This is a genomic window from Haloplanus salinarum, assembly GCF_009762275.1.
Lineage (GTDB): Archaea > Halobacteriota > Halobacteria > Halobacteriales > Haloferacaceae > Haloplanus > Haloplanus salinarum.
The window spans coordinates 3,214,875-3,241,116 of record NZ_CP034345.1 but is presented as its reverse complement, the minus strand read 5'-3'; the positions used below and the strand labels follow the sequence as shown (position 1 = coordinate 3,241,116).

At 69.4% G+C, this 26,242-nt stretch carries 29 protein-coding genes; 14 read left to right on the top strand and 15 right to left on the bottom strand.

What is annotated here, in order from left to right; translation table 11 throughout:
• Positions 1-6: 6 nt before the first annotated feature.
• From EI982_RS17915 to EI982_RS17900, 4 genes are all read right to left on the bottom strand, one after another.
• Positions 7-594 (bottom strand): HalX domain-containing protein, encoded by a 588-nt coding sequence (locus EI982_RS17915; RefSeq protein ID WP_157690988.1) that lies wholly within the window; start codon positions 592-594, stop codon positions 7-9.
• 120 nt (positions 595-714) lie between these two features.
• A complete protein-coding gene (guaB, locus tag EI982_RS17910) occupies positions 715-2,211 on the bottom strand; it encodes an IMP dehydrogenase (RefSeq protein WP_157690987.1) in 1,497 nt (498 codons plus the stop codon).
• Between the two features lie 70 nt (positions 2,212-2,281).
• On the bottom strand, positions 2,282-3,523 hold the full coding sequence (locus tag EI982_RS17905; protein WP_157690986.1) for an ABC transporter permease: 1,242 nt from the start codon (positions 3,521-3,523) through the stop codon (positions 2,282-2,284).
• Entirely contained in the window at positions 3,520-4,245 is a 726-nt protein-coding gene (locus EI982_RS17900; protein WP_157690985.1) for an ABC transporter ATP-binding protein, read from the bottom strand. The genes EI982_RS17905 and EI982_RS17900 overlap by 4 nt, the downstream gene beginning before the upstream one ends.
• 129 nt (positions 4,246-4,374) lie before the next feature.
• On the opposite strand from EI982_RS17900, the gene EI982_RS17895 reads away from it, so the two are divergent.
• Both EI982_RS17895 and EI982_RS17890 read left to right on the top strand, forming a co-directional pair.
• A complete protein-coding gene (locus tag EI982_RS17895) occupies positions 4,375-4,884 on the top strand; it encodes a universal stress protein (RefSeq protein WP_157690984.1) in 510 nt (169 codons plus the stop codon).
• An 85-nt stretch (positions 4,885-4,969) separates the two neighbouring features.
• A complete protein-coding gene (locus EI982_RS17890) occupies positions 4,970-5,149 on the top strand; it encodes a ribbon-helix-helix protein, CopG family (RefSeq protein WP_157690983.1) in 180 nt (59 codons plus the stop codon).
• Positions 5,150-5,186: 37 nt separating this feature from the next.
• On the opposite strand, the gene EI982_RS17885 is transcribed toward EI982_RS17890, so the two are convergent.
• Positions 5,187-5,543, bottom strand: a complete 357-nt coding sequence (locus tag EI982_RS17885; RefSeq protein ID WP_157690982.1) for a DUF555 domain-containing protein — start codon at positions 5,541-5,543, stop codon at positions 5,187-5,189.
• 147 nt (positions 5,544-5,690) lie between these two features.
• On the opposite strand from EI982_RS17885, the gene EI982_RS17880 reads away from it, so the two are divergent.
• Entirely contained in the window at positions 5,691-6,284 is a 594-nt protein-coding gene (locus tag EI982_RS17880; protein WP_157690981.1) for a DUF7344 domain-containing protein, read from the top strand.
• 168 nt (positions 6,285-6,452) lie between these two features.
• Here the strand turns inward: EI982_RS17880 and EI982_RS17875 are convergent, their stop codons facing one another.
• Positions 6,453-7,058, bottom strand: coding sequence for a rubrerythrin family protein (locus tag EI982_RS17875; protein ID WP_157690980.1), 606 nt, complete (start codon positions 7,056-7,058; stop codon positions 6,453-6,455).
• A 3-nt stretch (positions 7,059-7,061) separates the two neighbouring features.
• Positions 7,062-7,382 carry a 2Fe-2S iron-sulfur cluster-binding protein gene (locus tag EI982_RS17870; protein ID WP_157690979.1) on the bottom strand — a complete coding sequence of 107 codons (321 nt, stop codon included), beginning with the start codon at positions 7,380-7,382 and terminating at the stop codon, positions 7,062-7,064.
• 191 nt (positions 7,383-7,573) lie between these two features.
• On the opposite strand from EI982_RS17870, the gene EI982_RS17865 reads away from it, so the two are divergent.
• On the top strand, positions 7,574-8,893 hold the full coding sequence (locus EI982_RS17865; RefSeq protein ID WP_157690978.1) for an RNA-guided endonuclease InsQ/TnpB family protein: 1,320 nt from the start codon (positions 7,574-7,576) through the stop codon (positions 8,891-8,893).
• A gap of 376 nt (positions 8,894-9,269) precedes the next feature.
• On the opposite strand, the gene lysW is transcribed toward EI982_RS17865, so the two are convergent.
• Both lysW and EI982_RS18875 read right to left on the bottom strand, forming a co-directional pair.
• The gene (gene lysW, locus EI982_RS17860) at positions 9,270-9,434 is read right to left on the bottom strand and encodes a lysine biosynthesis protein LysW (protein ID WP_157690977.1); all 165 of its coding nucleotides are present in this window, start codon (positions 9,432-9,434) and stop codon (positions 9,270-9,272) included.
• A gap of 53 nt (positions 9,435-9,487) precedes the next feature.
• Entirely contained in the window at positions 9,488-9,775 is a 288-nt protein-coding gene (locus EI982_RS18875; RefSeq protein WP_233255261.1) for a DUF4242 domain-containing protein, read from the bottom strand.
• Positions 9,776-9,863: 88 nt separating this feature from the next.
• Between EI982_RS18875 and EI982_RS17850 the strand changes: the two genes are divergently transcribed.
• Positions 9,864-10,499: a DUF7504 family protein gene (locus EI982_RS17850; protein ID WP_199243835.1), complete on the top strand. Its 636-nt coding sequence runs from the start codon at positions 9,864-9,866 to the stop codon at positions 10,497-10,499.
• Here the strand turns inward: EI982_RS17850 and EI982_RS17845 are convergent.
• Positions 10,493-10,882 (bottom strand): DUF7522 family protein, encoded by a 390-nt coding sequence (locus EI982_RS17845; protein ID WP_157690974.1) that lies wholly within the window; start codon positions 10,880-10,882, stop codon positions 10,493-10,495. The genes EI982_RS17850 and EI982_RS17845 overlap by 7 nt on opposite strands.
• A 185-nt stretch (positions 10,883-11,067) precedes the next feature.
• On the opposite strand from EI982_RS17845, the gene EI982_RS17840 reads away from it, so the two are divergent.
• Positions 11,068-12,021 carry a transcription initiation factor IIB gene (locus EI982_RS17840; RefSeq protein WP_157690973.1) on the top strand — a complete coding sequence of 318 codons (954 nt, stop codon included), beginning with the start codon at positions 11,068-11,070 and terminating at the stop codon, positions 12,019-12,021.
• Here EI982_RS17840 and EI982_RS17835 read toward each other — a convergent pair.
• The gene (locus EI982_RS17835) at positions 12,018-13,676 is read right to left on the bottom strand and encodes a flippase activity-associated protein Agl23 (protein WP_157690972.1); all 1,659 of its coding nucleotides are present in this window, start codon (positions 13,674-13,676) and stop codon (positions 12,018-12,020) included. The genes EI982_RS17840 and EI982_RS17835 overlap by 4 nt on opposite strands.
• An 80-nt stretch (positions 13,677-13,756) precedes the next feature.
• Between EI982_RS17835 and EI982_RS17830 the strand changes: the two genes are divergently transcribed.
• Positions 13,757-15,106 carry a phosphohexomutase domain-containing protein gene (locus EI982_RS17830; protein WP_157690971.1) on the top strand — a complete coding sequence of 450 codons (1,350 nt, stop codon included), beginning with the start codon at positions 13,757-13,759 and terminating at the stop codon, positions 15,104-15,106.
• A gap of 64 nt (positions 15,107-15,170) precedes the next feature.
• Positions 15,171-16,532: a geranylgeranyl reductase family protein gene (locus EI982_RS17825; RefSeq protein WP_157690970.1), complete on the top strand. Its 1,362-nt coding sequence runs from the start codon at positions 15,171-15,173 to the stop codon at positions 16,530-16,532.
• A 27-nt stretch (positions 16,533-16,559) separates the two neighbouring features.
• Here EI982_RS17825 and EI982_RS17820 read toward each other — a convergent pair whose 3' ends face one another.
• Complete coding sequence (locus EI982_RS17820) at positions 16,560-17,843, bottom strand: amidohydrolase (RefSeq protein ID WP_157690969.1); 1,284 nt, start codon at positions 17,841-17,843, stop codon at positions 16,560-16,562.
• 84 nt (positions 17,844-17,927) lie between these two features.
• Here EI982_RS17820 and EI982_RS17815 point away from each other — a divergent pair, with 84 nt between their 5' ends.
• Together EI982_RS17815 and EI982_RS17810 are read left to right on the top strand one after the other, a co-directional pair.
• Complete coding sequence (locus tag EI982_RS17815; RefSeq protein WP_157690968.1) at positions 17,928-19,466, top strand: Na+/H+ antiporter NhaC family protein; 1,539 nt, start codon at positions 17,928-17,930, stop codon at positions 19,464-19,466.
• Complete coding sequence (locus tag EI982_RS17810) at positions 19,463-19,723, top strand: DUF7513 family protein (RefSeq protein ID WP_157690967.1); 261 nt, start codon at positions 19,463-19,465, stop codon at positions 19,721-19,723. The genes EI982_RS17815 and EI982_RS17810 overlap by 4 nt, the downstream gene beginning before the upstream one ends.
• A gap of 3 nt (positions 19,724-19,726) precedes the next feature.
• Here the strand turns inward: EI982_RS17810 and EI982_RS17805 are convergent, their stop codons facing one another.
• Positions 19,727-20,059: an uS10/mL48 family ribosomal protein gene (locus tag EI982_RS17805; RefSeq protein ID WP_157690966.1), complete on the bottom strand. Its 333-nt coding sequence runs from the start codon at positions 20,057-20,059 to the stop codon at positions 19,727-19,729.
• A gap of 206 nt (positions 20,060-20,265) precedes the next feature.
• Here EI982_RS17805 and EI982_RS17800 point away from each other — a divergent pair, with 206 nt between their 5' ends.
• Together EI982_RS17800 and EI982_RS17795 are read left to right on the top strand one after the other, a co-directional pair.
• A complete protein-coding gene (locus EI982_RS17800; RefSeq protein WP_157690965.1) occupies positions 20,266-20,730 on the top strand; it encodes a bis(5'-nucleosyl)-tetraphosphatase in 465 nt (154 codons plus the stop codon).
• 45 nt (positions 20,731-20,775) lie between these two features.
• The gene (locus EI982_RS17795; RefSeq protein WP_157690964.1) at positions 20,776-21,786 is read left to right on the top strand and encodes a DUF5787 family protein; all 1,011 of its coding nucleotides are present in this window, start codon (positions 20,776-20,778) and stop codon (positions 21,784-21,786) included.
• Here EI982_RS17795 and EI982_RS17790 read toward each other — a convergent pair whose 3' ends face one another.
• Both EI982_RS17790 and EI982_RS17785 read right to left on the bottom strand, forming a co-directional pair.
• Positions 21,787-22,284 carry a DUF5797 family protein gene (locus tag EI982_RS17790; protein ID WP_157690963.1) on the bottom strand — a complete coding sequence of 166 codons (498 nt, stop codon included), beginning with the start codon at positions 22,282-22,284 and terminating at the stop codon, positions 21,787-21,789. It lies immediately after the preceding gene.
• Positions 22,285-22,357: 73 nt separating this feature from the next.
• A complete protein-coding gene (locus tag EI982_RS17785; protein WP_157690962.1) occupies positions 22,358-24,979 on the bottom strand; it encodes a heavy metal translocating P-type ATPase in 2,622 nt (873 codons plus the stop codon).
• 189 nt (positions 24,980-25,168) lie between these two features.
• On the opposite strand from EI982_RS17785, the gene EI982_RS17775 reads away from it, so the two are divergent.
• Both EI982_RS17775 and EI982_RS17770 read left to right on the top strand, forming a co-directional pair.
• Positions 25,169-25,387 carry a heavy-metal-associated domain-containing protein gene (locus EI982_RS17775; protein WP_157690960.1) on the top strand — a complete coding sequence of 73 codons (219 nt, stop codon included), beginning with the start codon at positions 25,169-25,171 and terminating at the stop codon, positions 25,385-25,387.
• Positions 25,388-25,466: 79 nt separating this feature from the next.
• Positions 25,467-26,240, top strand: a complete 774-nt coding sequence (locus EI982_RS17770; protein WP_157690959.1) for an enoyl-CoA hydratase/isomerase family protein — start codon at positions 25,467-25,469, stop codon at positions 26,238-26,240.
• Positions 26,241-26,242: the final 2 nt, after the last annotated feature.

Genomic DNA, 26,242 nt, shown 5'->3' with positions numbered 1-26,242 from the left:
GTTTTCCTACTCTTCCGCGTCCGAGTCGCGGTCGATATCCTGATAGACGCGTGCCATATCGTCCATCTCGGCGAACCGTTCGAGTTTGTCGTCGAGTTCGGTCCGCAGTTCCTCGATGTCGTCGAGGAGTTGCTGGTACTTCTCGGAGTCGTCGAGCGTCGACGCGGGCGACTCGGATTCGAGCAGTGCTTTCTTGGAGGCGAGCGAGAAGAGTCGACGGACCCCTTCGTCGTACGCGTCGCGGGCGAGCAGGTTCGCCACCGTCCCCGTGAGATCCTCCCGGGAGACGGGTTTGACGAGGTAGTCGTCGAATCCCATGTCGATCACGTCGACGTCGGGTTCGACGGCCGTCACCATGGCGACTCGGCAATCGAGGTCCCGGTCACGGATGGCGTCGAGCACTTCGTCGCCCGAGAAGTCGGGCATCCGTCGGTCCAAGAGGACGACGCGCACCTCGTCGTCGAGTTCGTCGAGTGCCGTGCGACCGTCGTTGACCGAACGCACGCGGTAGGACTCGCCGAGCCACGTGGCGTAGAGTTCGGCCAAGTCGCGTTCGTCCTCGACGACGAGAACGAGGGGGGAATCGTCGGTCATATCTGCTCCCGGAGGGGAGTGCGGCCACTCACGGATGTCCATGTATCGCCGGAGCATATCAAAATACCCCTTGCGGAACCGACTGTCGTCGAAGATCGACGGACCCCGCCGGCGGGTCGACTACTCCTGGGGGCTGTAGTTCGGTGCCTCGTCGGTGATCATGACGTCGTGAGGGTGTCCCTCCGTCTGGCCGGCCGAGGAGACGCGGACGAACCGCGAACGTTCCTTGAACTCGGGGATGGATGCCGCGCCGACGTATCCCATCCCGGATTTCATGCCGCCGACGAGCTGGTGGAGCTCCGAGGCGAGCGTCCCCTTGTAGGGGGTGGCTGCCTCGACGCCCTCGGGGACGAACCCCTCGTCGTCGTCCTCCTCTTTCAGGTAGCGGTCGCCGCCACCCGAACGCATCGCGCCGACCGACCCCATGCCGCGGTACTGCTTGTACTTCTTGCCGTTCATGGTGATGACCCGACCGGGTGCCTCCTTGGTGCCGGCGAAGTAGGAGCCGAGCATGACCGCGTCGGCGCCGGCGGCGACGGCCTTGATCGCATCGCCCGAGTAGCGGATGCCCCCGTCGGCGATGACCGGCACGTCGTGGCGGCTGGCCACGTCGGCGACTTCGGCGACGGCGGTGATCTGGGGCATCCCCGCGCCCGTCACGACCCGCGTCGTACAGATGGAGCCGGGGCCGATGCCGACCTTCACGCCGTCCGCGAAGTCGACGACGGCCTCGGCCGCCTCTCGGGTGCCGACGTTGCCGACCACTACGTCGGCGTCGACCGTCTCGCTGATCTCGTGGGCGCTCTCGATCACGTTCCGGTTGTGGGCGTGCGCACAGTCGATGAAGAGCACGTCCGCGCCGGCGTCGTCGGCTGCGGTCGCCCGGTCGTCCTCGAAGGGACCGACGGCGACGCCGATCCGGAGGGCCCCGTCGTCGGCGCGGGCGGCGTTCTCGTGTTCGCGACGCTGGAGGATGCCCTGCATCGTGACGAGACCGGCGAGGCGGTCGTCGCCGTCGACGATGGGGACCCGCTCGATCTTGTGGTCGTACATGAGTTCGAGCGCCTCCCGGGCGGTCACGTCCTCGCCGGCGGTGATGACCTCGTCGGTCATCGCCTTGCGCACCTCGTCGGACTCGCCGACCTCCAGATAGGGGCGGATGTCCGTCCCGGAGATGATACCGAGCACCTCGTCGTCGTCGTCGACGACAGGCGCGCCGCTGACGCCCTCGTGTTCCATCATCTCGTCGACCTCGCGGACGGTCTGCTCGGGGCGGGCCGTGACCACGTTGTCGCGGCGAATCACCAGTTCGTCGGCGCGTTTGACCCGCTCGACCTCCACGACCATCTCCTCGACGGTCATGTTTCGGTGGAGGACGCCCAGGCCACCGTTGCGGGCCATCGCGATCGCGAGGTCGCTCTCGGTCACCGTGTCCATCGCCGCCGAGAGGACCGGGATGTTGAGATCCACGTTCGTCGACACGCGGGTCGAGACGTCGGCCTCGTCGGGTTCGACGTGGCTCTCCATCGGTCGCAGGAGGACATCGTCGAACGTCAGCGCCTCCGGTACCTGCAGTTTCGTCGAGAAGGGGTCCGAATCGGGAACGTCGTTCGCCATGTAATCCGTCGTCTCGCCGCCGGGAAAAACGTTGCGAGACGGCGTGTGCGCCTGTGTCGCCGTCGCACGCTCACTCGTACCGGAGCGCGTCGATAGGGTCGACGCGGGCCGCCCGCCAGGCCGGATACAGCCCCGCGAGGACGCCGACGGCGACGCCGACGCCCACCGCGGCGGCCATCCACCCCGGCGCGAGCGTGAAGCCGACCTCGGCGTACCGGGTCGCGGCGTAGCCGACGGCGACGCCGACCGGTAGCGCGAGAATCGCCCCGACGACGCCGAGCAGTCCCGACTCGACGAGAAAGAGGACGAGCACGTCCCGGTTCCGCGCGCCCACCGCCTTCATCACGCCGATCTCCCGGGTCCGCTCCGTGACGCTCACCAGCATGATGTTGGCGATGCCGATGGCGCCGACGACCAGGCCGATCACCGCGACGCCGGTCACGAACCGCGTGATCCGGTCGATGACCGACGAGATGCGGGCCGCGAAGTCGCCGCTCGTCCGTGCCGTCGGCTCCGTTCCCGCCGGCACCAGTCGCCGTGCGTCCGACTCCTCGCGAAGATACGTCGACACCGCCGCCTGCGTCGCCTCGGTTCGCGTCGGATCGGTCACAACCGTCACCTGCGGGTAGGCCCGCTGGCGGACCCCGACGCTCGGGCTCTCCACGACCGTGCGGTAGAACGGATCGACCGGGACGTACACCCGCGAGCCCTCCGCGAAGTCGCTCACCGGCAGTCCGCCCTCGGTCCCGTTGACGATCCCTACGACCCGCAGTTCGTGAGTCCGGTTCCCCGCAAGCGACAGCGTGAGGCGATCACCCACGCTGACGTTTCCCGCGAAGGTCCGCGCCGCCCGCTCGTTCAGGACCACCTCCTCGGTTCCCGAGCGGAACCCCCGACCGGCGACGATCCGCCCCTCGTCGAAGGTCTCCGGCGTCGTCGCCGTCACCCGCTGGCGGGCCACGGTGTCGCCGTCGTGGGTGAGCGAGTTGGCGTCGACGGTGCCCCGCGGGATGGCGGCGGTCACCCCCTCCATCGACGCCAGCGCCCCCACGTCGCGTTCGGTGAACGCCGGCTGGACCACACGGTCGAAGCCGCCGTCCTCGTCGTCGGTCGGCGTCGCGAAGACGTAGACGTTACTCGCGCTCGACCCCTCGATGTCGCCGACGATCTCCGCCTCGACGCTCGCGCCGAACGTGGCGAAGACGACGACCGACGCGATGCCGATGACGAGCCCGAGGACCGTGAGCGCCGACCGGAGTCGGTGGCTCCGAATCGATCGGGAGGCGATCCTGACGGCCTCCGTCGACTTCATCGGCCACCCTCGTCGAGGTCCTCGATCCGTTCGAGTTCGCCGTCCCTGACGTGGACGATCCGCTCGGCTCGCTCCGCGACGTGTCGCTCGTGGGTCACCAGGAGGACGGTGTTCCCGGCGGCGTGGAGCCGATCGAAGACGTCGAGCACGCGGCTCCCGGTCTCGGTGTCGACGTTGCCGGTCGGCTCGTCGGCCAGGACGAGCGCCGGGTTCGCGACGAGCGCGCGGGCGATGGCGACGCGCTGGCGCTGGCCCCCGGACAGTTCGGTCGGGTGGTGGTCGGTCCGGTCCCCGAGCCCCACCTCGGCGAGCAGTTCGTGGGCGCGCTCCCGCCGCTCCGCCCGCGGGACGCCCGCGAAGACGAGCGGCAGGCCGACGTTCTCGACGGCCGTCAGCCGGGCCAGGAGGTTGAACGTCTGGAAGACGAATCCGATCTCCGTCCCGCGGAGTTCGGCACGCGCCCGCTCGCTCGCCGCGGACACCTCCTCGCCGGCGACGACGACCCGGCCCGCGGTCGGCGTATCGAGCGCCCCGATCAGGTTCAACAGCGTCGACTTCCCGGAGCCGCTCGGCCCCATCACGGCCGTGTACGACCCCGCCGGGAGCGACAGCGAGACGCCGGCCAGCGCCTCGACGGTCCCGCCCAGGTCGTAGGTCTTGTGGACGTCGGTGAGCGTCACCACGTCGGCAGCGGTCGCCGTGGCGTCCGAAGCGGCGGTCATCGCCCCCGTTTCGGACGGGACGCTAATGAGTCGTGTGCCCCGCCACCCCCGATTCGCGACGTGTACCCGTCACCGCCGATTCGGCGGCCGACCGGATCCTCTTTGCACCGCGGCCCGTAGCGGCGACACATGACGTTCGTTGTGCCGTTCGACGGGTCGGAGCTGGCGGCGGCGGCGCTGGTTCGGGCCGTGGAGTTCGGCGACGTCCTGGACGAGCGGGTGGTGAGCGTGAGCGTGAGCGTGATCCCCGACGGAAACGCCGCCTACGCGCGGGAGCGGGGGTGGCTCGAAGCCGACGAGCCGTTCGACCGCGAGGCCGTGGTCGCGACGCTCCACGAGGACGTGGCGGCCCTCGCTCCGAACGCGGAGTTCCGGTACGAGACGGTGGGGCGGCGAGCGACCCCGGGGACCATCTCGAAGCGACTCCGGGAGACCGCCCGGAAGGAGGACGCCTCGATGGTGTTCGTCGGCAGCGAGAACGCCGGCCACCTGGTGTCGTCGCTGAGCAGCGTCGGCGGGACCGTCGCGGCCGACGACGCCTACGACGTCGTCATCGTCCGCCACCGGGCCCCGTCGAGGATAAAACGGGTTGCCGAGACGTCGCCACACCGGGCGGAGAAGTCCGACTTCTACCGGTGAGATCCGTCGCCGTCGCGGAGTCACACGCGCGCCGGACGGTCGTCTGACGGAACTATTTGTAACCCTCTCCCGTGGCGACTAACGCATGAACGAGGGAGACGGACTCGCGGAGATGGAGACGGTCACCGTCGAACTGGAGGAGGAGACGGTCGACGCCGTCGACGACATCGCCTTCGAGGACCACCGCGACAATCGGGCGGCGGCGATTCGAACCCTCCTCGACGAGTGGCTGAAAGACCGCGACGGGGACGAGCAGCGCGAGTGAGAACGGGGAGCGGGGACGGCCGCCGACCGCGACGCCGTCACTCCTCCTCGGGTTCGGTTTCGACGACTTCGATCACCGACAGCGGCACGTCACGGAGCGCGCCCCCGACCTCGCTTTTCGCGATGCGGGTGGCGTGGTTCTCGCCGTCGGCGTTGAACACCTCGATTTCGAGCAGGAGGCCGACCAGCGCGGTGTCGGCGGCGATGAAGGCGGAGTCGAACGGCTCGCCGCAGGCCGGGCAGGGCGTGACCCCCACCTCGACTTCGACGTACTCCTTGTCCTGTTCGTTCAGCCGCTTTCCCGCCTCGCTGACGGCGACGCCGATGGCGTCGTCTACGTTGTCGACGTCCCGGACCAGCCACGCCGCTTCCATGGCGACGAGATAGTTGCTCATACGTCCGACACGCCGTGGAGTCCCTCGTGTCTTGTGGTTCGTGCCCGGCGGCTCGCCTCCCCGACACACGCGTCCGAACCCCGACGGTAGAACCCGGAGTACGAAGTTTAATACCCCGTTAGCTACCATCCTCGTACCGGACGATCGATGAGTGAATCGAGGGGGACGGCGCCGCCGAAGCGGGACGACAGCGAAGTACAGGGATCGACGGAGCCGACCGAACAGGAGGTGTTCGACATTCTGTCGAACCGCCGGCGGCGATACGCGCTGTACGCACTCCTGCGCGACGAGACGACGACCATCGGCTCCCTGGCGGATCAGATCGCCGCCTGGGAGAACGACTGTGCAGTCGCCGACGTGACCCCCGCGGAGCGAAAGCGCGTCTACACCGCCCTCCAGCAGTCCCACCTCCCGAAGCTGGAGCGGACGGGGCTGATCAGTTTCGATCCCGACAGCGGCCGCGTCAACCCCACCGACGCCGCCGCGGAACTGGACTTCTACCTCGAAGTCGTCGGCGAGGAACAGCTCTCCTGGGACCAGTACTACCTCGGGCTCGCCGCCGTCTCGGCGGCCGTCGTCGCCGCCGTCTGGCTCGATCTCCCGCCGTTCGGCGCCGTCTCGCCGCTGGTCTGGCTGACGGCTGTCGTCGGCCTGTTCGGCGCCTCCGCCGCCGTCCACAACTACCGTTCGACCGGCCTGAGCGACGCCGCCGAACCCCCCGAAGTGCGGCGTCAGGACTGACGCCCGGCGACGAGGCTCCCGGCGAGCAGAAGTGCCGCCGGCGTCGCGTACCACGGCACGGCGACCAGCGGGCCCGCCGTCCCGATGCCGACGTCGAGCGGCGACACCAGAGCGCTACGGGGTCGACGCGGAAAAGCGTACCACGGGCGCGTGGGACACACACAACGGCTACGAGCGGCGCGCGTCGCGGAGGTCGTCGGCCGCGAGGCGGACGGTGTAGCCGGCGACTGCCAGGGCCTCCTCCCAGTCCTCCCCGGTCGCGCGCGTGTCGAGGGTGTCGAGGCCGTCCTCGAGGCATTCGGCCGTTTCGGCGCGCAGCTCCCGGAACAGGCGTTCTGCCTCGGCGTCGCGTCCCTCGAAGAAGTCGATCAGGCAGCCGTGCGTCCGGAGGCTGACGAGCGTCCGGCCGACCATTCCGCCGGCGACGCGGTGGATCGGCTCCTCGCGGCCGCGGAGGTAGGCGTGCATCGGGCCCGCGCCGTCGGCCCCATCCCCGTCGTCGAGGTCGGCGACCGCACGGACCCGACGGAGGTGGTCGGCCTCCTGGGCGACGACGGCGGCGTAGGTCTCGCGGAGCGTCTCGTCGGCGGCTTTCTCGACCCACTCCCGGAACGTCTCGCGGGCGGCGTCCTCGCTGTCGGCGGCGGCACACAACAGCGCCGCAGGGTCGGGCTCGCCGTCCGAGAGCGCGACGAGCAGGTCGCGGGAGCCGAGCAGATCGAGCGCCGCGGCGTACTCGGCCTCGATTTCGGCACGGAGGTCGGCGGCGTTCATCGATCAGTCGTCGGCGGCGGCCGCGCCGGTCGCCGTGTCCTCGATGCTCGGGGGATACTTCCCCCGGTCGAGCACCAGGTCGCTCTGCGGGCGGGCCATACAGGTCAGCGCGTACGACTCCGCCTCCGCCTCGGTGAGCGCGCGGGCGGCCGGCTGGGTCACCTCACCCTCGACGATTTCGGCGGAGCAGGCCATACACATGCCGACGCGACAGGAGTACTCCTGGGCGATGCCGGCGTCGAGGCACGCCTGCAGGATGGTCCGCTTATCGGACATCTGAATCGTCTCGCCGGTGCCGACGAACTCGACGGTGTATTCGGCCATGCGTCGGTCTACACCGGACCCATGCAAAACTCTTTATAGAAATTCGAGGAGAATACCCGCGCCTTTAGGCGCGGGGTGAATCCGACAACTCTTCCACAACCCACCGTCGATGACAGGGCCGGATATTCAACCATTCTCAAACCGAACCTTTACAAGAAAATCGAGTATAAGTGGTTATACAGACGTTCAGAATGCTAGAAGTCCACCGCACCTACCGAGCGAAAATCCTCAACCACGGCCAGGTAGAGGAACCGCTCGACCGGCACGGGTGGTCGGCCAGCAAACTCTGGAACGTTGCAAACTACCACTCCCGCAAAGTGTGGGAGAAAACGGGCGAAATCCCCGACCACGGCGACCTCAAAAACGAGTTGAAAGGTCACTCAAAATACAAGGGATTGCACTCGCAGTCCAGTCAGCGCGTTCTGGAGGAACTCGCTGAAGCCTTCAACTCGTGGTATGGCAAGAGGAAGTCCGACAGTCGAGCGAATCCGCCCGGCTACCGGAAGAAAACCTACTACGACTCAGAAGGCCATCGCGTCCACGAAGAACACCCTCGGTCAACGGTGACGTGGAAGCAAAACGGCATCAAACACGACTCGAAAAACAATCGTGTTCGTCTGTCCAAAGGCGCGAATCACAAGGAACACCCCAAGGCGTGGGAATACATCCTTGTCGAATACGAGACACGCCCCGGTGTCACCGTCGAAAACCTACAACAAGTCCGTGCCGTCTACGACAAGGCGAAAGGACGCTGGGAACTGCATTTCGTCTGCAAAGACGAAATCGAGACGCCCAACGCACCCGGCAACGAAACAGCGGGTATTGACCTCGGCATCTGTAACTTCGCGGCGGTCGCGTACAGTACGGAGGAAGCCGACCTGTACCCCGGCAATCGCCTGAAACAGGACGGGTACTACTTCCCAAAGGAAATCGCCAAGTGCGACGATTCGGGGGGCGAACGAGCCACTCGTCTCCACGCGAAGTGGTCGGAGCGCCGAAGCCACTTCTTCCACTCCTTAGCGAAGCACATCGTAGAACGGTGTGTCGAGCAGGAAGTTGGCCGCATCAACGTTGGGAAACTCGCTGGTGTTCGTGAGGATGAGAACGGCGAGTCGAAGAACTGGGGTCGGCACGGCAACCTCGACCTACACGGGTGGGCGTTCGACCGGTTCTCGAACATCCTCGAATACAAGACGAAAGTCGAGGGAATCGAAGTCGTAGAGGTCTCAGAGCGCGACACGAGCAAGACGTGTTGCGTCTGCGGGAGAGAAGACGACAGTCAGCGTATCGAACGCGGCCTGTACGTGTGTGAAGAGTGTGATACGGCGTTCAACGCCGACGTGAACGGGGCGGAGAACATCCGTCTCGACATCAATCAAAGTAACTCCGAGTCCGCACCCGTTTTGTGTGGGGATAGGAGTACCGGCTGGTTGGCACAGCCCGGAGTCTACCTTCATGACTTGTCCAGCGGATTCCAACCGCAGGAACAAGTGGTAGACTGCAAACCGTAATATCCCAATCCAGCGGCACGGTGCCGTGGGATTCCTCCGCCTTCAGGCGGAGGAGGATGTCAACCAGTCGGACGGCGCGGGGGACGGCGGCGCCGGCCCCACGAGTTCGACACGCGCCGTTCGTCCGTGAGTGGCACTCACAAAGCCGGTAGCCGCCGTGTACGACTCACGTCTGACACAAGATATATGTCTGTTCGGTGCGCTCGTCTCTAACGAGACGCAGGGGTTCGGGGGCAGTTGGTAGGGGTACTTTCGGTCCCCCGGAAGCCTGCGGGTGGTCTTTTATTGGATCGACCGACCAGTCAACTGACCGTTATGTCGACACGGACGGATAGCCGGGCGACTTCCGCCGAGAAGTAGTCGGCCGACGGGTCCGTTACTCGCCCCAGTCCTCTTCGAGTTCCGGGGCGGCGTCCAGTTCGACGGGGTCGAGACCGACGACTTCGAGTTCGGCGCCGCAGGTCCCACAGTCGACGATCTCTCCGACTTCCAGATCCTCGTGCAGGGTCACGTCGGCCCCGCATTCGACGCACTCGGGCATAGTTCGGCCGAGGATTGGTCGTGGGGGGACTTGAAGGATGCCTTTCGCGGCCGCTACTCCTCGCCAGCGAGGGGTTCGCCCTGTCGGTCGATCCGGGTCGCCGGCAGTCCCGCCCGGTCGGCGTGTTCCCGGACCGCGTCCTCGCTTTCGGCCTGGTAGTGACAGAACGTTCCCGTCACCGCGCCGTCGTCGTTCGTCAGCACCTCGGAGTCGACCCACTTGATGTCCACGCCCTCGGAACGAAGTTCCTCCAGCACCTCGCCCGACTTCTCGGCGGCGCCGTGGAGGTCGTCGCGGCTGATCGGTTCGTCCAGTTCGCGGAGGATCAGATAGTCGTTCACGTTCGATGGGGGATGTCCGGGACAATATAAAACTACCCCCGGACGAAGGCCACAGCTTGAAGCGGTGGCACCCGTTTGTCGTACAACGATGTCGTATTCCACTGCCGGCGTGTTGCCGGTCGAGGAGCTGGCCCCGGGGACGTCCCTGCTGGTCTCGGGGCCGCCGCTGACGCGCAAGCGGGAACTCATGATCCGCCTGCTCGGCGGCGAGCCGGACGAGGACGTGGCGATGGTGACGACGAAGATGGGCGCCGGCAACCTCCTCGAACTGTTCCACGAGTGGAACGGCCGGCGGCCGTCCGGCCGGCTCCACGTCGTCGACTGCGTGACCAGGGAGCGGGGCCTCGGCACCGTTCGCGAGACGGACACCACGTCCTACGTCTCGTCGCCGCGCGACATGACCGGGCTGAGCATCGAACTCTCCGGACTGTTCAAGCGGATTCACGCCACCGACCGACCGATACGGTTCGGTCTCCACTCGCTGTCGACGTTCCTGATGTACCACGACCTCCAGCGCGTCTACCGGATGCTCCACGTCCTGTCCGGACAGATCGAGAGCATCGGCGGGATCGGCGTGTTCGTCGTCGACTCCCCGACCGAGCGGGAGCGCGACATCCTCAGTCAACTGATCGACGGCATCGTCGAGACGCGGGAGAGCGAGGGCGGCTGTGAACTCCGCTTGCGGGGACTGGGCGGCCGCGGGGCCGGCTGGCGGACCTACTGATCGGTCTCGCCCGCCGACAGCGCGTCGATGCCCACGTCGGCGAGGGTGTCGAGCGAGGGCGCCGCATCGCGGTCGAACGTCACGGCGACGCCGGCGAACTCCTCGCGCGGAAAATGCACCATGATCGCGTTGTCGAACCGGCGGATGACCACGTTCATCTCGCCGTAGAGGCGGAACTGATCCTGGTTGGGCTGGTCGCCGAGCCCCTCGATGACCAGCTGTTTGACCTTCGCGTCGAACTCCTCGGGGGAGTACGTCTCCACCACGTCGTCGCGGGCGAAGACGACCTCGTGTTCGTCGCCTTCGTACCAGAGGGCGACCCGGAGACAGTCCGGAGCGATCCCCTGATAGCGCTCGACGAGCGCGTCGACGGCGTCTTCCATGCCCGAGGCGACGGTGGGTCGGAACTAATACCTTTGTACCGGGCCAGGATCGGCCGCCGGCACCGTCCCGTCCACGGTTCGACGCCGATATCCGGCGGGAGCGACACACCGGATCCCGCTGCCGTCACCGGATTCCGGGGACCCCTGCCAAAGTTTTAAATAACAGGTTCGCCACGACACTTATAATGGAACGTCCGAGCCGCCAACGTCAGCGGAGCCAGGAGACGGAACAGGAAGCGGACGAGTCCGTCGACTGTCCCGAGTGTGGGTCCGACAACATCGTCACGGACGCCGATCAGGGCGAACTCGTCTGTGAGGACTGTGGGCTCGTCATCGACGACCGGCAGATCGACCGTGGCCCGGAGTGGCGGGCGTTCAACCACTCGGAGCGACAGAGCAAGTCCCGGGTCGGGGCGCCGATCACCGAGACGATGCACGACCGGGGTCTGACGACGACCATCGACTGGAAGGACAAGGACGCCTACGGACGTTCCCTCTCCTCGGAGAAACGATCCCAGATGCACCGGCTGCGGAAGTGGCAGGAGCGCATCCGGACGAAGGACGCGGGCGAGCGCAATCTGCAGTTCGCGCTGAGCGAGATCGACCGGATGGCCTCGGCGCTGGGCGTTCCCCGCTCGGTACGCGAGGTGGCCTCGGTGATCTATCGACGCGCGCTCAACGAGGACCTCATCCGCGGGCGTTCGATCGAGGGCGTCGCCACCGCCGCCCTCTATGCCGCCTGTCGACAGGAAGGCATCCCCCGATCGCTCGACGAGGTGGCCGAGGTGTCCCGCGTTCCCCAGAAGGAGATCGGGCGGACCTACCGCTACATCTCCCAGGAACTCGGCCTGGAGCTCAAGCCGGTCGATCCCAAGCAGTTCGTCCCCCGCTTTGCCTCCGCGCTCGAACTCAGCGAGGAGGTCCAGGCCAAGGCGACCGAGATCATCGACGTCTCGGCCGAACAGGGCCTGCTGTCGGGCAAGTCGCCGACCGGCTTCGCCGCCGCGGCCATCTACGCCGCCTCCCTGCTCTGTAACGAGAAGAAGACCCAGCGCGAAGTCGCCGACGTCGCCCAGGTCACCGAGGTCACCATCCGCAACCGCTACCAGGAACAGATCGAAGCGATGGGCTTCCGCTAGCGGACGAACACCACGACTTCCCGGTTCCAGAGCGACAGCCGGTAGGTGCGCGCCTCGTATCCGTCGAGCCGCGGCGCGAGCGTCGACCGCTGGCTCGCGTCGGCGACGACCACCGGCGGCGTCTCCGTCGCCTCCAGACCCCGCAGGTCGCGGACGCCGTCCGTCTCGGCGCCCATCCGTTCGAGATACCACGGCAGGGGGAGGCGGTTGCCCCAGGTGTCGCTCACCGGCGGGCGCTCGGCCGCGGCGCCGTCGGGGCCGGCGGGGACGAACGTCGATCCGTAGAACAGCACGTCGGTCCCGCGGTTGCCCTCGATGGCGGCCGACACGTCGGCGACGAAGGGGTCGAGGTCGTCGGCCGGCTGGGCGTGGTGGACGAGGGGGTTCTCGGTCGTCGTCGGGCCGTACGCCGTGCCCGCGACGGCGACGCCGACCTGGCCGACGAGCGCGAGGCCGAGGAGGCCGGCGACGGCGACGGCCGTCGCGTCCGACCGATCGAGGGCGCGCGTGCCGTACCGGACGAGCAGGCCGACCGCCCCCGCCGCGGGCACCAGCGCCGGCGCGACGGTGTGGACGGTCAGCCACGCCGCGCTCTCCTCGGTGATCACCGGGAAGACCAAAAGCGAGGCGCCGGCCCAGTAGGCGTGGAAGGCGACGATCGGACGCGACGGGCCGCGGCCGTAGCGGTCGGCGAGAAAGCCCACCACGGCGAGCGCGAGGACGACGCCCGAGGCCGCCAGCAGCGTCTCCGCGTGCGCGCTCAGGTAGGGGAGCAGTTCGTGTTCGCCGCCCTGCCGCCGGCCGACGATGCGCACCCCGTAGAACGTCCGGGCCGCGCCGAGGACGGCCGCCTCGACGGTCGCCGGCGACGGCCGGATCGACCCGCCCACCCGCGGCGCGTAGAAGAACACGTGGACGACGAGGAAGACGGCGAGGGCGCCGAGCGCCGAGCGGGTGGAGCCGCGGAGTCGCTCGGCCGCGCGTGTGACGTGGTCGCGGGCGGACGGCCCCTCACCGACGAGGCGCCGCTGGTCGACGGTGAGCGCCGCCGCGGCCAGCCAGCAGAGCACGTAGCCGACGACGAAGCCCGAGGACGCGACGGCGAGGGCGAGGGCCGCGGCGCCGAGATAGCGGTAGCGCGGCCCGGCCCCGTCGAGGACGCGGATCGCACACCCGACGACGACGAGCGAGAAGACCGCGAGCGGCACGTCGCCGCGGAGGAACCGCCCGTAGTAGAGCAGGACCGGACTGGCGGCCAGGAGGGCGGCCAGCGCCACCGTCTCGGCGTCGCCGAGGCGGTACCGTGGCACCGTCCCGTCGTCGGGGCCGCGACGGACGAGGAGGGCGGCAAGCGGGGCGAGGCCGCCGACGACGGCGACGGCGGCGCGGGCGGTGGCGTCCGTGGCGCCGACCAGCGCGAAGACCGTCCGGTCGACGACATAGAGGAGGGGACCGCCCGCGATGGGGCGGTACTCGAACGCGCCGGAGTCGAGAAAGCGGAGGGACCAGTAGCCGACGCGGGCCTCGTCCCAGTGGAAGGGGCGGGCGCCGAGGCCGACGAAGCGGGCCGCCAGGGCGGCGACGGTGAGGACGACGACGGCGACGGCGACGCGGTCGATCCGGGGAGCGCCGTCGGACGGCTCGGCCGCTGACATACCGGTCCATCCGCCGGGGTGCCGGTGAACCTTTCGGAAGCCACCGACCGATACAAACCGGTGGATCCCGGAGGGTCGGTATGGACCTGTTCGGGACGGCGGGCATCCGCGGTAGCGTTGAGACGGACGTGACGCCGGAACTCGCGGTGGCGGTCGGGCGGGCGGTCGGCCGCGAGGCCGACGAGGTGGTGGTCGGCCGCGACGGTCGGACGACGGGCCCCGGCCTCGCGGCCGCCGTCGAGGCGGGCGCCCTCTCCGGCGGGGCCGCAGTCCGGCGGGTCGGCGTCGTCCCCACCCCCGCGCTCGCCTTCGCCTCGCGGGGGCGACGGGGTGTGATGCTCACCGCCTCGCACAACCCGCCGGGTGACAACGGCATCAAGCTCTTCGTCGACGGCGTCGAGTACGACCGCGCGGCCGAACGGGACGTCGAGCGACGGGTCGAGGCCGACGAGGGACCGGTCCCGTGGGACGGGTGGGGGGACCGTCGGACGTCGTCACCCCTCCCGGACTACTGCGCGGCGGTCGCGGAGTACGCCCGGGCGTTCGGCGCACCGCTCGACGGCCTGCGGGTCGTCGTCGACTGCGGGAACGGGATGGGTGCACGGGCCACGCCGGCGGTCCTCCGGAAACTCGGCGCGAGCGTCGTCTCCCTGCACGCGAACGTCGACGGCCACTTCCCGGGCCGGGGGAGCAAGCCGACGCCGGACTCGCTCGCGGACCTCCGGGGGTTCGTCGCCGACGACCCGGACGCCGCCCTCGGGATCGGACACGACGGCGACGCCGACCGGATCGTGATCGTCGACGGCGACGGCGAGGTGGTCCACGAGGATACCGTCCTCGCCGTGATCGCCGAGCGATACGTCCGGGCGAGCGACGCCGCCGACCCGGTGGTCGTGACGACACCCAACGCCTCCGGCCGGATCGACGAACGGATCGGGGCGGCCGGTGGCCGCGTCGAACGCGTCGCGCTCGGATCGCTCCACGAAGGCGTCGCCGACGTCCGGGCGTCCGGGGAGACGGTCGCGTTCGCGGCCGAACCCTGGAAACATCTCCATCCGCGGTTCGGCGGGTGGATCGACGGCGTCGCCAGCGCGGCCGTGATCGCCCGGTTCGTCGCCGCCGAGGGGCTCCCGACCCTACGGGCGCCCGTGACCGAGCGCCCCTATCGGAAGGTGAGCGTTCCCTGCCCCGACGGAGCGAAGGCGGGGGCGATGGAGCGGCTGCGGACGGCGCTCCCCGAGGCGTTCCCAGGGGCGAGCGTCGACACCGACCACGGGGTGCGACTCGACCGTCCGGACGGGTCGTGGCTGCTGGTGCGCCCGAGCGGCACCGAGCCCTACGTCCGCCTGTACGCCGAGAGCGAGACGGTTGAGAACCTGGTGGCGGAGGCACGGGCGGTCGTCGAGTCGGCCGTCGAGCGGGCGTCGTAGGGGCCGTGCCGGACCCCGGACCGGGAGCGAAGAGTTTTCACACAGCGGCCGCGACACCTCACCAATGATCACCCACGAGTACGACGTCGTCGTCGTGGGGGCGGGCACCGCCGGCTGTTACGCCGCCGCCAGCCTCGCCCAGGACGGCCTCGACGTCGTCGTCGTCGAGCGGAAAGATGAGGCGGAAGCGGGTCACATCGCGTGCGGGGACGCCCTGAAGGGAGCCGACGCGTTCCCGGACGCCATCCCCAAATCGCGGATCGAGGCCTCCTTCACGAACACGGGGGTCGATCACGGCCGGTTCGAGATTCCGGACCACGATACGGTCCTCGACATCCCGGTCCCGGGCGAGTTGGCCGTCATCGACCGCCACGAGTTCGGGCGACGGATCATCGACGGCGCCGAATCCGCCGGCGCCGAGTTCCACTACGACACCGTCGTCCAGGACGTCCGGCAGGACGGCGACCGGGTGATCGGCGTCCGGGGGATCAGGAAGGGCGATCCGGTCACCTACGCGGCGGACGTCACCGTCGACGCCGCCGGCGCCCTCTCGATCCTCCAGGACAAGGCCGACCTCGGGGGGACGACCTTCGACACCAACGTCTCCTACTCGCAGTTCTGCTCGGCCTACCGCGAGATCGTCGAGGTGCCGGAGCCTGTCGAGTGGGACGACGCCCTCGTGTTCAAGCCGACCCAACGCGCGGCGGGTTACCTCTGGTATTTCCCGCGCACCAGCACGACGATCAACGCCGGGCTCGGCTTCCAGATGACAGAGGAGCCGATGAAGCTGGTCCGGGACCTCCGGGCGGATCTGGAGGCCCGCCCCGAGTTCGCGGGCGCCGAGGTGCGGGACAAACTCGGCGCGGCGCTGCCGACCCGACGGCCCTACGATTCGGCGGTCGCGCCGGGCTTCGTCGCCGTCGGGGACGCCGCCGGTCACGTCAACCCGACCACCGGCGGCGGCATCGCCGGCGCAGCCTACGCCGGCACCTACGCCGCCGAGGCCATCGTCGGCGCGCGCGACGACCCGACGGAGGCGGCGCTCTGGGAGTACAACGAGCGGGTCATGGACCACTTCGGCGGTCGCTACGCCGGCCTCGACGTCTACAACGTCCTCTCCACCGCTGTCGACGTCGACGACCTGATGGGACTCCTGGCTTCGCTCCCCGGCGAGAAGCTCGCCGAGGCGCTGTACTCGGGGTCGACGTCGATGGGGCTGGCGCTAAAGCTCAAGAGCGCGATCAGGAGCTTCGGCTACTGGGGGACGATCCTCGATTTCTACCGGACCAAACAGCTCGCCGAGGAGCTGATCGACCGCTACGACGCCTACCCGTCGGGTCCCGAGGGGCTGTCGGCCTGGCAGGCTGACCGCGACGCGGTCATGGACCAGGTCTACGAGACGACCGGCGCCGAGCCGAAGTACTAGCGGTCCGTCCGTCGGCGTTTCCTCCAGTCACGGTCGCTCCGCGCCGATCCGTTCGACCGCCCCCGACAGCACGTCGACCGCGATCCGGATCGTCTCCTCGTCCACGTCGAAGGCCGGGGTGTGGTGCCCGTCCGGGTGGTCGGTGCCGACACAGACATAAGAGGCGAGGCCGCCCCGCGCCTGGACTCGCTGCATCAGGTAGGTGGCGTCCTCGCTCCCGCCGAGCGTGTCGCGGTCGCGGATCGAGTCGACGCCCGCGGTGTCACCGGCCACGTCCGCGACCACCGCGGCGAGTTCGCCGTCGCTCTCGCCGCTCGGCGCCCGGCCCGCGTACTCGACCTCCACCTCGCAGTCGTGGGTCTCGGCGGCGGACCGGAGGACCCGCATCGCGTGGTCGTCCATGTACTCCATCAGGTCGGTCGTCTCGCCGCGCACCTCGCCCTCGATGAACGCCGCCTCGGGGACGATGTTCGAGGCGGTGCCGCCGCCGACGCGGCCGGCGTTGACGCGGGTAGCCCCGTCGTGGTGGCGGGGGATCGAGTAGAGGTTCTGGACCGCCGTCGCCATGGCCTGAACCGCGTTGCGGCCGCGCTCGGGGTGGCCGCCCGCGTGGGCCGAGGCGCCCGAGAACTCGGCGTCGAAGTGGCTCACCGCAAGGAAGCCGTCGATCCCCGCGACCACCTGGCCGGTGGGGTGATCGAGACCGACGTGGAGCGCGAGCAGGTAGTCCACGTCGTCGAGGTGGCCGCCCTGGGCCATCGGCTCGCCGCCGGAGACGGTCTCCTCGGCGGGCTGGAAGAATACCTTCAGCGTCCCCTCGAAGTCACCCGCCGCGATGGCGTCGACGACGCCGACGCCGACGGTCGCGTGGGCGTCGTGGCCGCAGGCGTGCATATATCCCTCGTTCTCGGAGCGAAAGCCCTCGCTCGCGGGGAGGTGATCGGCGTCCTCGGCCTCGGTGATCGGAAGGCCGTCGATGTCGACCCGGACCCCGACCGTCGGCCCCGGGCCGCGCCGGAGCACCGCGACGAGGCCGGTGTGGCCGCCGGCCAGTCGGTCGACCACGTCCGCGCGGGCCCCGGCGTCGACCGCCCGTTCGGCCCACGTCGCGAGTTCGGCCTCGTCGGGCACGCCTCGGCGGTCCTCGGAGAGTACCTCGGGGCCGACGTACAGTTCGTCGAGCGGGCGCGTCTCGAGTTCGTCGACGAGGCGGGCAGTCGTGTAGAACTCCCGCCACGCGGGTTCGGGGTGGCGATGGAGGTCACGGCGCAGGTCCAGTAGCGCTTCGTGATCCGGGCCGTCGAGGCTCATGTCGTGGCGATGGCCCGCAGGGGAGATAAGTTGTCGGCCGGAACCGGCGTGTTTAATCCGGGGGGTCGACGACCCTCGAACGGGATGAGCGAAACCGACCTCCCCGACGGTCCACCCGAGGAGTCACGCGTCGAATTCTACGGTGGCCGGGCGATGAGCGCCCTCCCGCTCGCGATGTTCATCGTCTGGGCTATCGTCCAGAGCGGCCTACTTGGCATCGGCGACACCTCCGGTCTCGTCGTCGGCATGCTCGTCGGCCTCATCGTCGGCATGCTGTTCGTGAAGGGTAACTGGAAGAGTTACGCCGACGTCATCTTCGAGGGGATGACCCAGCGCGTGGCCGCGACGGCCGTCGTCGCCTGGCTCTGGGCCGGCATGTTCGCCGACACCATCCAGGCCGGCGGCTTCGTCGACGGCCTCGTGTGGGCGTCGAGCGCAGCCGACGTGGGCGCGGCGTTGTTCCCGGCGCTCACCTTCGTCTTCGCCGCCCTCCTGGCGACGGGTATCGGCACCGGATACGGCACGGCGGTGGCCTTTACCAGCCTCGTCTTTCCGGCCGGCGTGCTGCTCGGCGCCGATCCCGTCCTCCTGTTCGGCGCCATCCTCTCGGGTGCGGTCTTCGGCGACAACCTCGCGCCCGTCTCCGACACTACCATCGTGAGCGCGGTGACCCAGAACGCCGACATCGGCGGCGTCGTCGCCTCGCGGTTCAAGTACGCCATCGTCGCGGCGGTGCTCGCCCTGGCGAGTTACGTCGTCGCCGGACGGGCGATGGCGGGCGAACCGCTCGACGTGGCCGCGACCGCCGGAGCGGGTGCCGGCCCGCTCGGCCTCGTTCACCTACTCTCGATCCTGGTCGTCATCGGCACCGCCGTCCTGGGTCGACACATCATCGAGGCGGTCTCGTGGGGGCTAATCGTCTCGGTCGTCCTCAACCTGGCGCTCGGCCTCGCGCCCGCCTCGGCGATGCTCGTCTTCCGGTCGACGAGCGAGTCGGGGATCGCGGCGACGCTCGACACCCTGCCGGTCGTCGGGAGCGTGATCGAGATCGCACCCGACGCGTCGGCGACGGTCGGCGGCAGCCTCTACACCGGCGCGCTCGGCTTCTTCCCACTCATCGTCCTCGTCCTCCTCATCGTCGGCGCCGCGCAGGTGATGCGGGCCGGCGGCGGCTTCGCCGCCATCGAGGAGTGGCTGTTGGAGCACGTCGCGACGACGGTCCGGCGCGCCGAGACGACGATGGTCATCGGCACCGCCATCGTCAACGCCACCATCACGATCAACACGGCCGCGGAGATCGCCATCGCGCCGTTCATCCGCACGCTCGGTCAGCGGTTCAACATCAACGGGTACCGCCGGGCGAACATCCTCGACGCCAACACTTCGGCGCTCGGGTACATCTTCCCGTGGGGCGGCGGTGTGCTCGCCGGCTACGCCGCGATGATCCAGCTGCCCCAGCAGTTCGACTGGTTCACCGAGGCGATGCTCGCCAACCCCGCGGCGGTCTGGCCGTACGTCTTCCACGGCTGGTTCCTCGTCGCCGTCTTCCTCGTCGCGGCCTGGACCGGCTACGGACTCGAGTACGTCCCCGACCGACGGAGCGAGGAGGTGGCCCGCGTATGAACGTCGGCAAGTTCTTCGAGGGCTGGACGTTCCGGACGAACCGCCCGGCGTACGCGGCGGGCGACGAACTCACCGCCTACGTCACCGGCTACGCGAACGGGACGGCACGGGTTCGGATCGGCGATACGATCATCGCGCTCCCGGACGCGGAGCGCGGACTCGGCGACCGGCTGGTACGGCTCCGCATCACCGAGTTCGACGACGCCGAGAGCCGGGGAACGGGTGAACTCCTCGACGTCGTCGAGGGGGACGCGTAGCCGCTACTCGTTCCGGTAGCCGAGCGGTTTCTTGCGGTCGACCTCGATTTCGACGTGGACGCTGTCGGGGAAGTCCATATGTCCGACCCGACCAGCGACGTCGTCGCTGCCGTGGATCTCCAGTCGTCGGGAGTAGCTGGTGTACTCCCAGGAATCGAACTGCTCGCCCGGTTGGAGGGTCCGGTACTGGGGGACGGTGAGCCGTTCCGGCGGCGAGGAGTGAGGTCCCTTGCATTCGGCGCCCTTGCGCTCGACCATCCGCTTCAGGTCGGTCACGAGCGACTCCAGCACCTCGCGGTCCCCGCTCTGGAAACTGAGTTTGGTGACGAAGGCCATCGTTACTCCATCCGTGTGCGCGGGGGACCAAAAGCACATCCGTCCGTCCCCGGCAGTCGCGTCGAGGGACGAGCGACGTCCGGAACACCTCGGATCGGGCGACTCGCCGGGTTCGGGGCACGGAATCGGTCGGGTCGTCCTACTCCCGGCGGGAGGGTCCTCGCTCGTCCGACATTCTATTAACCCACGGCCGTCTACTGCGGGTAATGACGGTCGAAGCGACCAGTGCTGGAGCCATCCTCTTCCGCGACACCCGTGGCCACCGGGAGTACCTCCTCCTGAAGAGCCGACCGGGGGACTGGGAGTTCCCCAAAGGCGGGGTCGAGGGGGACGAGGAACTCCAGCAGACTGCGATCAGAGAGGTTACCGAGGAGGCCGGAATCGAGGATTTCCGGCTCATCGACGGCTTTCGAAAGGAGTACGACTACGTGTTCGAGGCCGGCGGCAACACCATCCACAAGACGGTCCACCTGTTCATCGCCCGCTCGTTCGAGGCCAGCGCCGAACTCTCGAACGAGCACCGCGACCTGCAGTGGCGGGACTACGAGCAGGCTATCAACACCATCACACAGGATGGTCCCCGCGAGATACTGGAGGAGGCCCACGAATACCTCGACGAACTCGTGGCCGAGGCCGAAGCCGAGGACGGCGACCGGACGTACGTCGGGTGACCGCATGACGCCGGCACGCCACAGCCCGACCACCCACCTGGGGCCGTGAGCGACGGCGTTCCCGGCGACGCGGAGTTCGGCTTCGAACTCGTCACCTGCCGGTGGGCCGAGCGCGCGTGGCCGCCGGAACCGGACCGCGAGACGGACGCCGTCCCGGTCGTCGCCCGCCAACTCGGCACCCGGAACCGCCGCTGGGACACCGTGGTCGTCGAGGCCGATCCGGCGGGGCTGGCGGCCCGCGCGGCCTTCGGGGAGCGGGCCCTCGACTCCGACCTGCTGCACGTCGTCCGACACGCGCCGGCCGAGTGGGCGTGGTATCGCGACGCCCTCCCCGAACCGGGCTACCCGTGGCGGTACGTCCGCGCGGCCGTCCACCGGGCGGCCGACCGGGACGTCGTCGAGACCCGACGGGCGGGCAACCGGATCGAGATCCGACGGATCGCCCCCTACCCCGACTGGATCCGCCGGATCGTCGCTATCGAGAACAAACCCGACCTCTCGGCGAGCGCGGCGCGACGCCTCGGCGACCAGATGGACCACGACGTGACGACGGCCCTCGCCGACGAGGTGTGGGTCGCGACGGCCGCCACCGGCGAGGCCGTCGAACCCGCGCTGCTCGAGGACCTCCCCGTCGAGGCTGGCGTGCTGGTGCTGGATTTCGACGGCGACGACCCGGACGCGCGGGTGGCGTGGCATCCGGCCGCCCTCGACCCGAGCGCCGACACGTCGCTGTCGGCGGAGACGAAGGCGGGAAAGCGGCTCGAACTCGCCGAGCGCGCTTACGGCGACGGCTGGCGGTCCTACGTCGAGACGATGCGTCCGGACTGTCGCTGGTTCGAACTGCGGTCGGAATCGGGGGCGTTGGTCCCCTGGTGTGCGGCCGCGGAGTGCCACCAGACGGCCGGGGAGTGTTCGGGCTCCTGTCCCGAGTTCCAGCCCGAACCGCCGTCCTGGCGCACCCGCGGGTGGCCCATCGAGGGCGGGCCCGGGAAGGGGATCCGGCGGTTGCTGGCGCGGCGCCGTCGTCGGGTCCGGGCGGTCGACCCCGAGGCCTGATCAGGAGTCGACGACTTCGACGTCGACGCGCTCCCGGTCGACGGCCAGTTTGAACGTCGGGACGGTGCGGTACACCACCTCGACGACCCCCTTGCGACGGAGGCTCTGGAGCGCCTCGCGGACGGCGTCGACCTCGGGGTCGGCGTCGAACGTCGCCCGCACCTTCTGGAGGACGCTCACGACGCTCTCGGAGCGCTCCGCCGGGCCGGCCACCACCTCGAACACCTGGGCTTCGAGTTCCGGCACGCGGATGACCTGTGGCCCGTCCTCGTCGCCCTCCATCCCCGGTTCGGCGTCCGTGAGTTCGGCCGCCTCCGGGGTCGCACAGATGTAGCTGTCGTCGTTTCGGTAGTAGTAATCGCTCAGATGTGCCTCCAGATATCCGTGCACCTCGCTGCCGCTGTCGAACCCCCAGCGCTCCTGTAGCTCCTTGTTCTTCGTCGGCTGGAGGCGGACGATATCCGCCAGTCGGTCACGTTCCTCCGGGGACAGCGTCATCGAGGGGCGATTCGTCGGTCTCCCATATCCGTGTTCCGTTCGACCGCGGGCCGCGACGCCGGGCGGCGCCCGCTCAGCGGAACCGCCCGAGGACCCGGTAGTCGTCGTCCGGCGTGTACCGCCGGAAGAGGAGGCTGTTGGCCAGCACCGAGACGCTGGAGAGGGCCATCGCCCCCGCGGCGAGGACCGGCTGGAGCAAGCCGAGCGAGGCGAGCGGGATCATCGCGGTGTTGTAGCCGAGCGCCCACACGAGGTTCTGCCGGATCTTCCGGAGGGTCGCGTCCGAGATCCGGATGGCCTTCACCACGTCGCGGGGGTCGTCGCGCATCAGCGTCACGTCCGCGGCCTCGATGGCCACGTCGGTCCCCGAGCCGATGGCACAGCCGACGGACGCGACGGCGAGGGCGGGGGCGTCGTTCACGCCGTCGCCGACCATCATCGCCGCCCGGCCCTCGTCCTGGATCGCCGCCACCGCGTCCGACTTGTCCTCGGGGAGCACCTCCGCTCGGACGTTCCCGGGATCGATTCCCACCCGGTCGGCCACCGCGCGCGCGGTGCGCTCGTTGTCGCCGGTGAGCATCATCACGTCGAGGTCGCGGGCCCGGAGCGCGCTCACGGCCTCGCTCGCGCTCGGTTTCACCGTGTCGGCGTCGGCGACGACCCCGAGGAGTTCACCGACGCCTGCGGCGGGAACCCGGCCGACCAGCATCGCCGTCTTCCCCTCGGATTCCAGCCGTTCCATCGTCTCGGCGGCGGGCGCGGGATCGATCCCGGCGTCGCGCAGGAGTCTCCGGTTGCCGACGAGGACCGTCGCCCCGTCGACCGTCGCCCGGACGCCCCGTCCGGGGACGTTCTCGAAGTCCTCGGGGTCGCCCACGTCGATGCCGCGCGCCCGGGCGCCGTCGACGATAGCGCGGGCCAAGGGGTGTTCGCTCCCGCGTTCGGCCGTCGCGGCGAGGCGGAGGACCTCGTTCTCGGTCGGGCGCTCGCGGACGGCCACCCGGCCCCCGTCGGCGGCTGCCCCGTCGTCGGTCGTCGGCCGCCCGTCCGCGAAGGCGACCACGTCGGTCAACTGCATCTCCCCTTCGGTCAGCGTGCCGGTCTTGTCGAAGACGACCGTGTCCACGTCGCGGGCGCGTTCGAGGACGTCGCCGCCCTTGAACAGGACGCCGTTGCTCGCGCCGATGGTCGTCCCCACCATCGTCGCCGCGGGCGTCGCCAGCCCCAGCGCACAGGGGCAGGCGATGAGAACCGCCGAGGCGAAGACGACGACCGCGAACTCGAAGGTCGAGACGGTGCCGCCGGCGACCGCGGGGCCGCCGGCGACGAGGCCCCACAGCGGCACCCACTCGACGACGGCGGCGAGTGTCTCGGGGAAGAGAAACCAGAGGACACCCCACAGGAGGGCGTTCGCGATCACCGCGGGGACGAAGTACGCGGAGATGCGGTCGGCGAGGTTCTGGATGTCGGGCTGGCGCGACTGGGCCTCCTTGACCGTGCGGACGATCTCCTGGAGCGCCGTGTCGGCGCCGACCCGCGTCGCCTCGACGACGAGCACGCCGTTCTCGTTGATCGTGGCGCCGACGACCTCGTCGCCCGCGCCTTTCTCGACGGGGACGGACTCGCCGGTCACCATCGACTCGTCGACCGCGCTGGTCCCGTCGACCACGACGCCGTCGGTGGGGATCCGCTCGCCCGGCCGGACCTTCATCCGGTCGCCGACCGCGACATCCTCGACGGGAACCTCGCGTTCGGCGCCGTCGGCGTCGACGAGCGTCGCCGTCTCGGCCTCCATCTCCAGCAGTTTCCGGAGCGCCTCGCCGGCCTGCCCCTTCGACCGGGCCTCCAGGTAGTTGCCGAGCGTGATGAACACGAGGATGAGCGCCGCGGTGTCGAAGTAGACCCGTCCCGCGACCAGATCCAGCAGGACGGCGACGGAGTAGACGTACGCCGTCGTCGACCCGAGGGCGATGAGGACGTCCATGTTGGCGCGGCGGTTCCTCACGAGCGCCGTGTAGGCGTTCCGGTAGAACGGCCGCCCGAGGAGGACCTGCACGGGCGTGGCGAGCAGGAACCCCACCCAGTGGAACGGGACGCCGAGGAGTCGGTCGGGGAGGTAACTACCCCCGAGCAGGAGTTCCTCGACGAGGAGGAGGAGGAGCGGCGCCGCGAGCGCCGCCCCGAAGACCGTCAGCCGGCGCTGTCGGCGGATCTCCGCCCGGCGCGCGGTGTCGCGGGCGTCGGGTGCGTCGACGGTCCCCGTGTCGTCCTCCCCCTCGCGGACCGGCGTGTATCCCGCGTCCGCGACGGCCTCGTGGAGTTCGTCGGGGGACGTAGCCCCGGAGACGTAGGTGACCTGGGCCTCGTCGGTGGCGTAGTTGACCGTCGCCTCGACGACGCCGGGGACGCCGTCGAGCGCCGCCTCGGTCGTCTCCGCACAGTTCGCACACGACAGGTCGGCGATCCCGAAGGTCGCGGTCTCCGTGACCACGCCGTAGCCCGCGTCCTCGACGGCCGCGACGATCTCGCGGAGCGACACCGCCTCGGGGTCGTACTCGACGGTCCCCTCGTCGGTGGCGTAGTTGACCGTCGCGTCGGATACGCCGTCGAGGGTCGTCAGGGCGTCCCCGACCGTGGCCGAGCAGTTGGCACACGACATCCCCGTGATGTCGAGCCGGGTGGTGCGTGGATCCATCGTGACGTATCCTACGCCCTCCACACTTAGGGGGCTTGCTGCTTCGATCCACGGGATCGAGGGGCCGGTAACTTTCGATCCGAAAGTCGTTCGGGAGGGGAGTCGGGCCGACACGGGCGGTGGGTTCTCGGGCGGTCCGGCGACGAAACGACAGGTCGAAGCGACCGAGCGCCCGTAGGCCCGACCGACATGTCACGAACGATCGGCGTGGAGGGACTGTCCTGCGAGCACTGCGAACGGACGGTCGAGGAGGCGCTGGCGGACGTCGACGGCGTCACGGCCGCGAGGGCCGACCACGAGACGGATACGGCGACCGTCGAGGGTGACGCGGAGACGGCGGCGCTCGTCGATGCGGTGGCGGCCGCGGGCTACGACGGGTCGGCGCCGGCGGTCGAACGGACGGCCTGACCGGTCGTCGCTCCCCAGCGGCCGGCCCGGGGGACCGCTCTCCCGAACGGTTAACCCCCTGGCCGTCGTCCGGACGGGCGTGTCCTGGAACACCGTCACGCTCGATGTCGACGACGGAATCGCCCGTCTCACGGTCGACCGCCCCGACGCGCTGAACGCGATGAACACCGAGACGCTGGACGAGATCACGGCGGCCATCGCGGAGGCCGAAGCCGAGTCGGCGCGGGTGCTCGTCCTCACGGGCGCCGGCGACGACGCGTTCATCGCCGGGGCCGACATCGACTACATGAAGGAGTTCTCGACGCCGGAGGCGCTCGCCTACGCCGAGCGCGGCCAGTCGGTCGTCCGCGACCTGCGGTCGTTCCCCGGCGTGACCATCGCCGCGATCAACGGCTACGCCTTCGGCGGTGGCTGCGAGTTCGCCCTCGCCTGTGACTTGCGGGTGGCGAGCGAGCGAGCGGTCGTCGGGCAGACCGAGATCGACCTCGGGATCATCCCCGGGTGGGGCGGCACGCAGCTCCTCCAGCGGCTCGTGTCCGACGAGACGGCGCGCCGGCTGATCTTCTTCGGCGAACGCCTCGACGCGCAGGACGCCTACGAACGGGGACTCGTCGGCGAGGTGGTCGCCCACGACGGCCTCTACGACCACGTCGACGAGATGGCGGCGGAGCTCGCGTCCAAGCCCCGCCATGCCCTCTATGCGGCCAAGGAGGCGCTCGACGCCTACCACGAGACCGCCGGCGAGGGCGGCTTCACCGTCGAACGCCGGGCCTGGAGCGGCCTGTTCGGCACCGCCGACCAGCGCGAGGGGATGGACGCCTTCGTCGAGAAGCGCGACCCCGAGTTCGAGTGAGA

Excerpts from the sequence above, each read along its gene's own strand:
- EI982_RS17915 (WP_157690988.1), bottom strand. The coding sequence starts at position 594 with ATGACCGACGATTCCCCCCTCGTTCTCGTCGTCGAGGACGAACGCGAC.
- guaB (WP_157690987.1), bottom strand. The coding sequence starts at position 2,211 with ATGGCGAACGACGTTCCCGATTCGGACCCCTTCTCGACGAAACTGCAG.
- EI982_RS17905 (WP_157690986.1), bottom strand. The coding sequence starts at position 3,523 with ATGAAGTCGACGGAGGCCGTCAGGATCGCCTCCCGATCGATTCGGAGC.
- EI982_RS17900 (WP_157690985.1), bottom strand. The coding sequence starts at position 4,245 with ATGACCGCCGCTTCGGACGCCACGGCGACCGCTGCCGACGTGGTGACG.
- EI982_RS17895 (WP_157690984.1), top strand. The coding sequence starts at position 4,375 with ATGACGTTCGTTGTGCCGTTCGACGGGTCGGAGCTGGCGGCGGCGGCG.
- EI982_RS17890 (WP_157690983.1), top strand. The coding sequence starts at position 4,970 with ATGAACGAGGGAGACGGACTCGCGGAGATGGAGACGGTCACCGTCGAA.
- EI982_RS17885 (WP_157690982.1), bottom strand. The coding sequence starts at position 5,543 with ATGAGCAACTATCTCGTCGCCATGGAAGCGGCGTGGCTGGTCCGGGAC.
- EI982_RS17880 (WP_157690981.1), top strand. The coding sequence starts at position 5,691 with ATGAGTGAATCGAGGGGGACGGCGCCGCCGAAGCGGGACGACAGCGAA.
- EI982_RS17875 (WP_157690980.1), bottom strand. The coding sequence starts at position 7,058 with ATGAACGCCGCCGACCTCCGTGCCGAAATCGAGGCCGAGTACGCCGCG.
- EI982_RS17870 (WP_157690979.1), bottom strand. The coding sequence starts at position 7,382 with ATGGCCGAATACACCGTCGAGTTCGTCGGCACCGGCGAGACGATTCAG.
- EI982_RS17865 (WP_157690978.1), top strand. The coding sequence starts at position 7,574 with ATGCTAGAAGTCCACCGCACCTACCGAGCGAAAATCCTCAACCACGGC.
- lysW (WP_157690977.1), bottom strand. The coding sequence starts at position 9,434 with ATGCCCGAGTGCGTCGAATGCGGGGCCGACGTGACCCTGCACGAGGAT.
- EI982_RS17850 (WP_199243835.1), top strand. The coding sequence starts at position 9,864 with ATGTCGTATTCCACTGCCGGCGTGTTGCCGGTCGAGGAGCTGGCCCCG.
- EI982_RS17845 (WP_157690974.1), bottom strand. The coding sequence starts at position 10,882 with ATGGAAGACGCCGTCGACGCGCTCGTCGAGCGCTATCAGGGGATCGCT.
- EI982_RS17840 (WP_157690973.1), top strand. The coding sequence starts at position 11,068 with ATGGAACGTCCGAGCCGCCAACGTCAGCGGAGCCAGGAGACGGAACAG.
- EI982_RS17835 (WP_157690972.1), bottom strand. The coding sequence starts at position 13,676 with ATGTCAGCGGCCGAGCCGTCCGACGGCGCTCCCCGGATCGACCGCGTC.
- EI982_RS17830 (WP_157690971.1), top strand. The coding sequence starts at position 13,757 with ATGGACCTGTTCGGGACGGCGGGCATCCGCGGTAGCGTTGAGACGGAC.
- EI982_RS17825 (WP_157690970.1), top strand. The coding sequence starts at position 15,171 with ATGATCACCCACGAGTACGACGTCGTCGTCGTGGGGGCGGGCACCGCC.
- EI982_RS17820 (WP_157690969.1), bottom strand. The coding sequence starts at position 17,843 with ATGAGCCTCGACGGCCCGGATCACGAAGCGCTACTGGACCTGCGCCGT.
- EI982_RS17815 (WP_157690968.1), top strand. The coding sequence starts at position 17,928 with ATGAGCGAAACCGACCTCCCCGACGGTCCACCCGAGGAGTCACGCGTC.
- EI982_RS17810 (WP_157690967.1), top strand. The coding sequence starts at position 19,463 with ATGAACGTCGGCAAGTTCTTCGAGGGCTGGACGTTCCGGACGAACCGC.
- EI982_RS17805 (WP_157690966.1), bottom strand. The coding sequence starts at position 20,059 with ATGGCCTTCGTCACCAAACTCAGTTTCCAGAGCGGGGACCGCGAGGTG.
- EI982_RS17800 (WP_157690965.1), top strand. The coding sequence starts at position 20,266 with ATGACGGTCGAAGCGACCAGTGCTGGAGCCATCCTCTTCCGCGACACC.
- EI982_RS17790 (WP_157690963.1), bottom strand. The coding sequence starts at position 22,284 with ATGACGCTGTCCCCGGAGGAACGTGACCGACTGGCGGATATCGTCCGC.
- EI982_RS17785 (WP_157690962.1), bottom strand. The coding sequence starts at position 24,979 with ATGGATCCACGCACCACCCGGCTCGACATCACGGGGATGTCGTGTGCC.
- EI982_RS17775 (WP_157690960.1), top strand. The coding sequence starts at position 25,169 with ATGTCACGAACGATCGGCGTGGAGGGACTGTCCTGCGAGCACTGCGAA.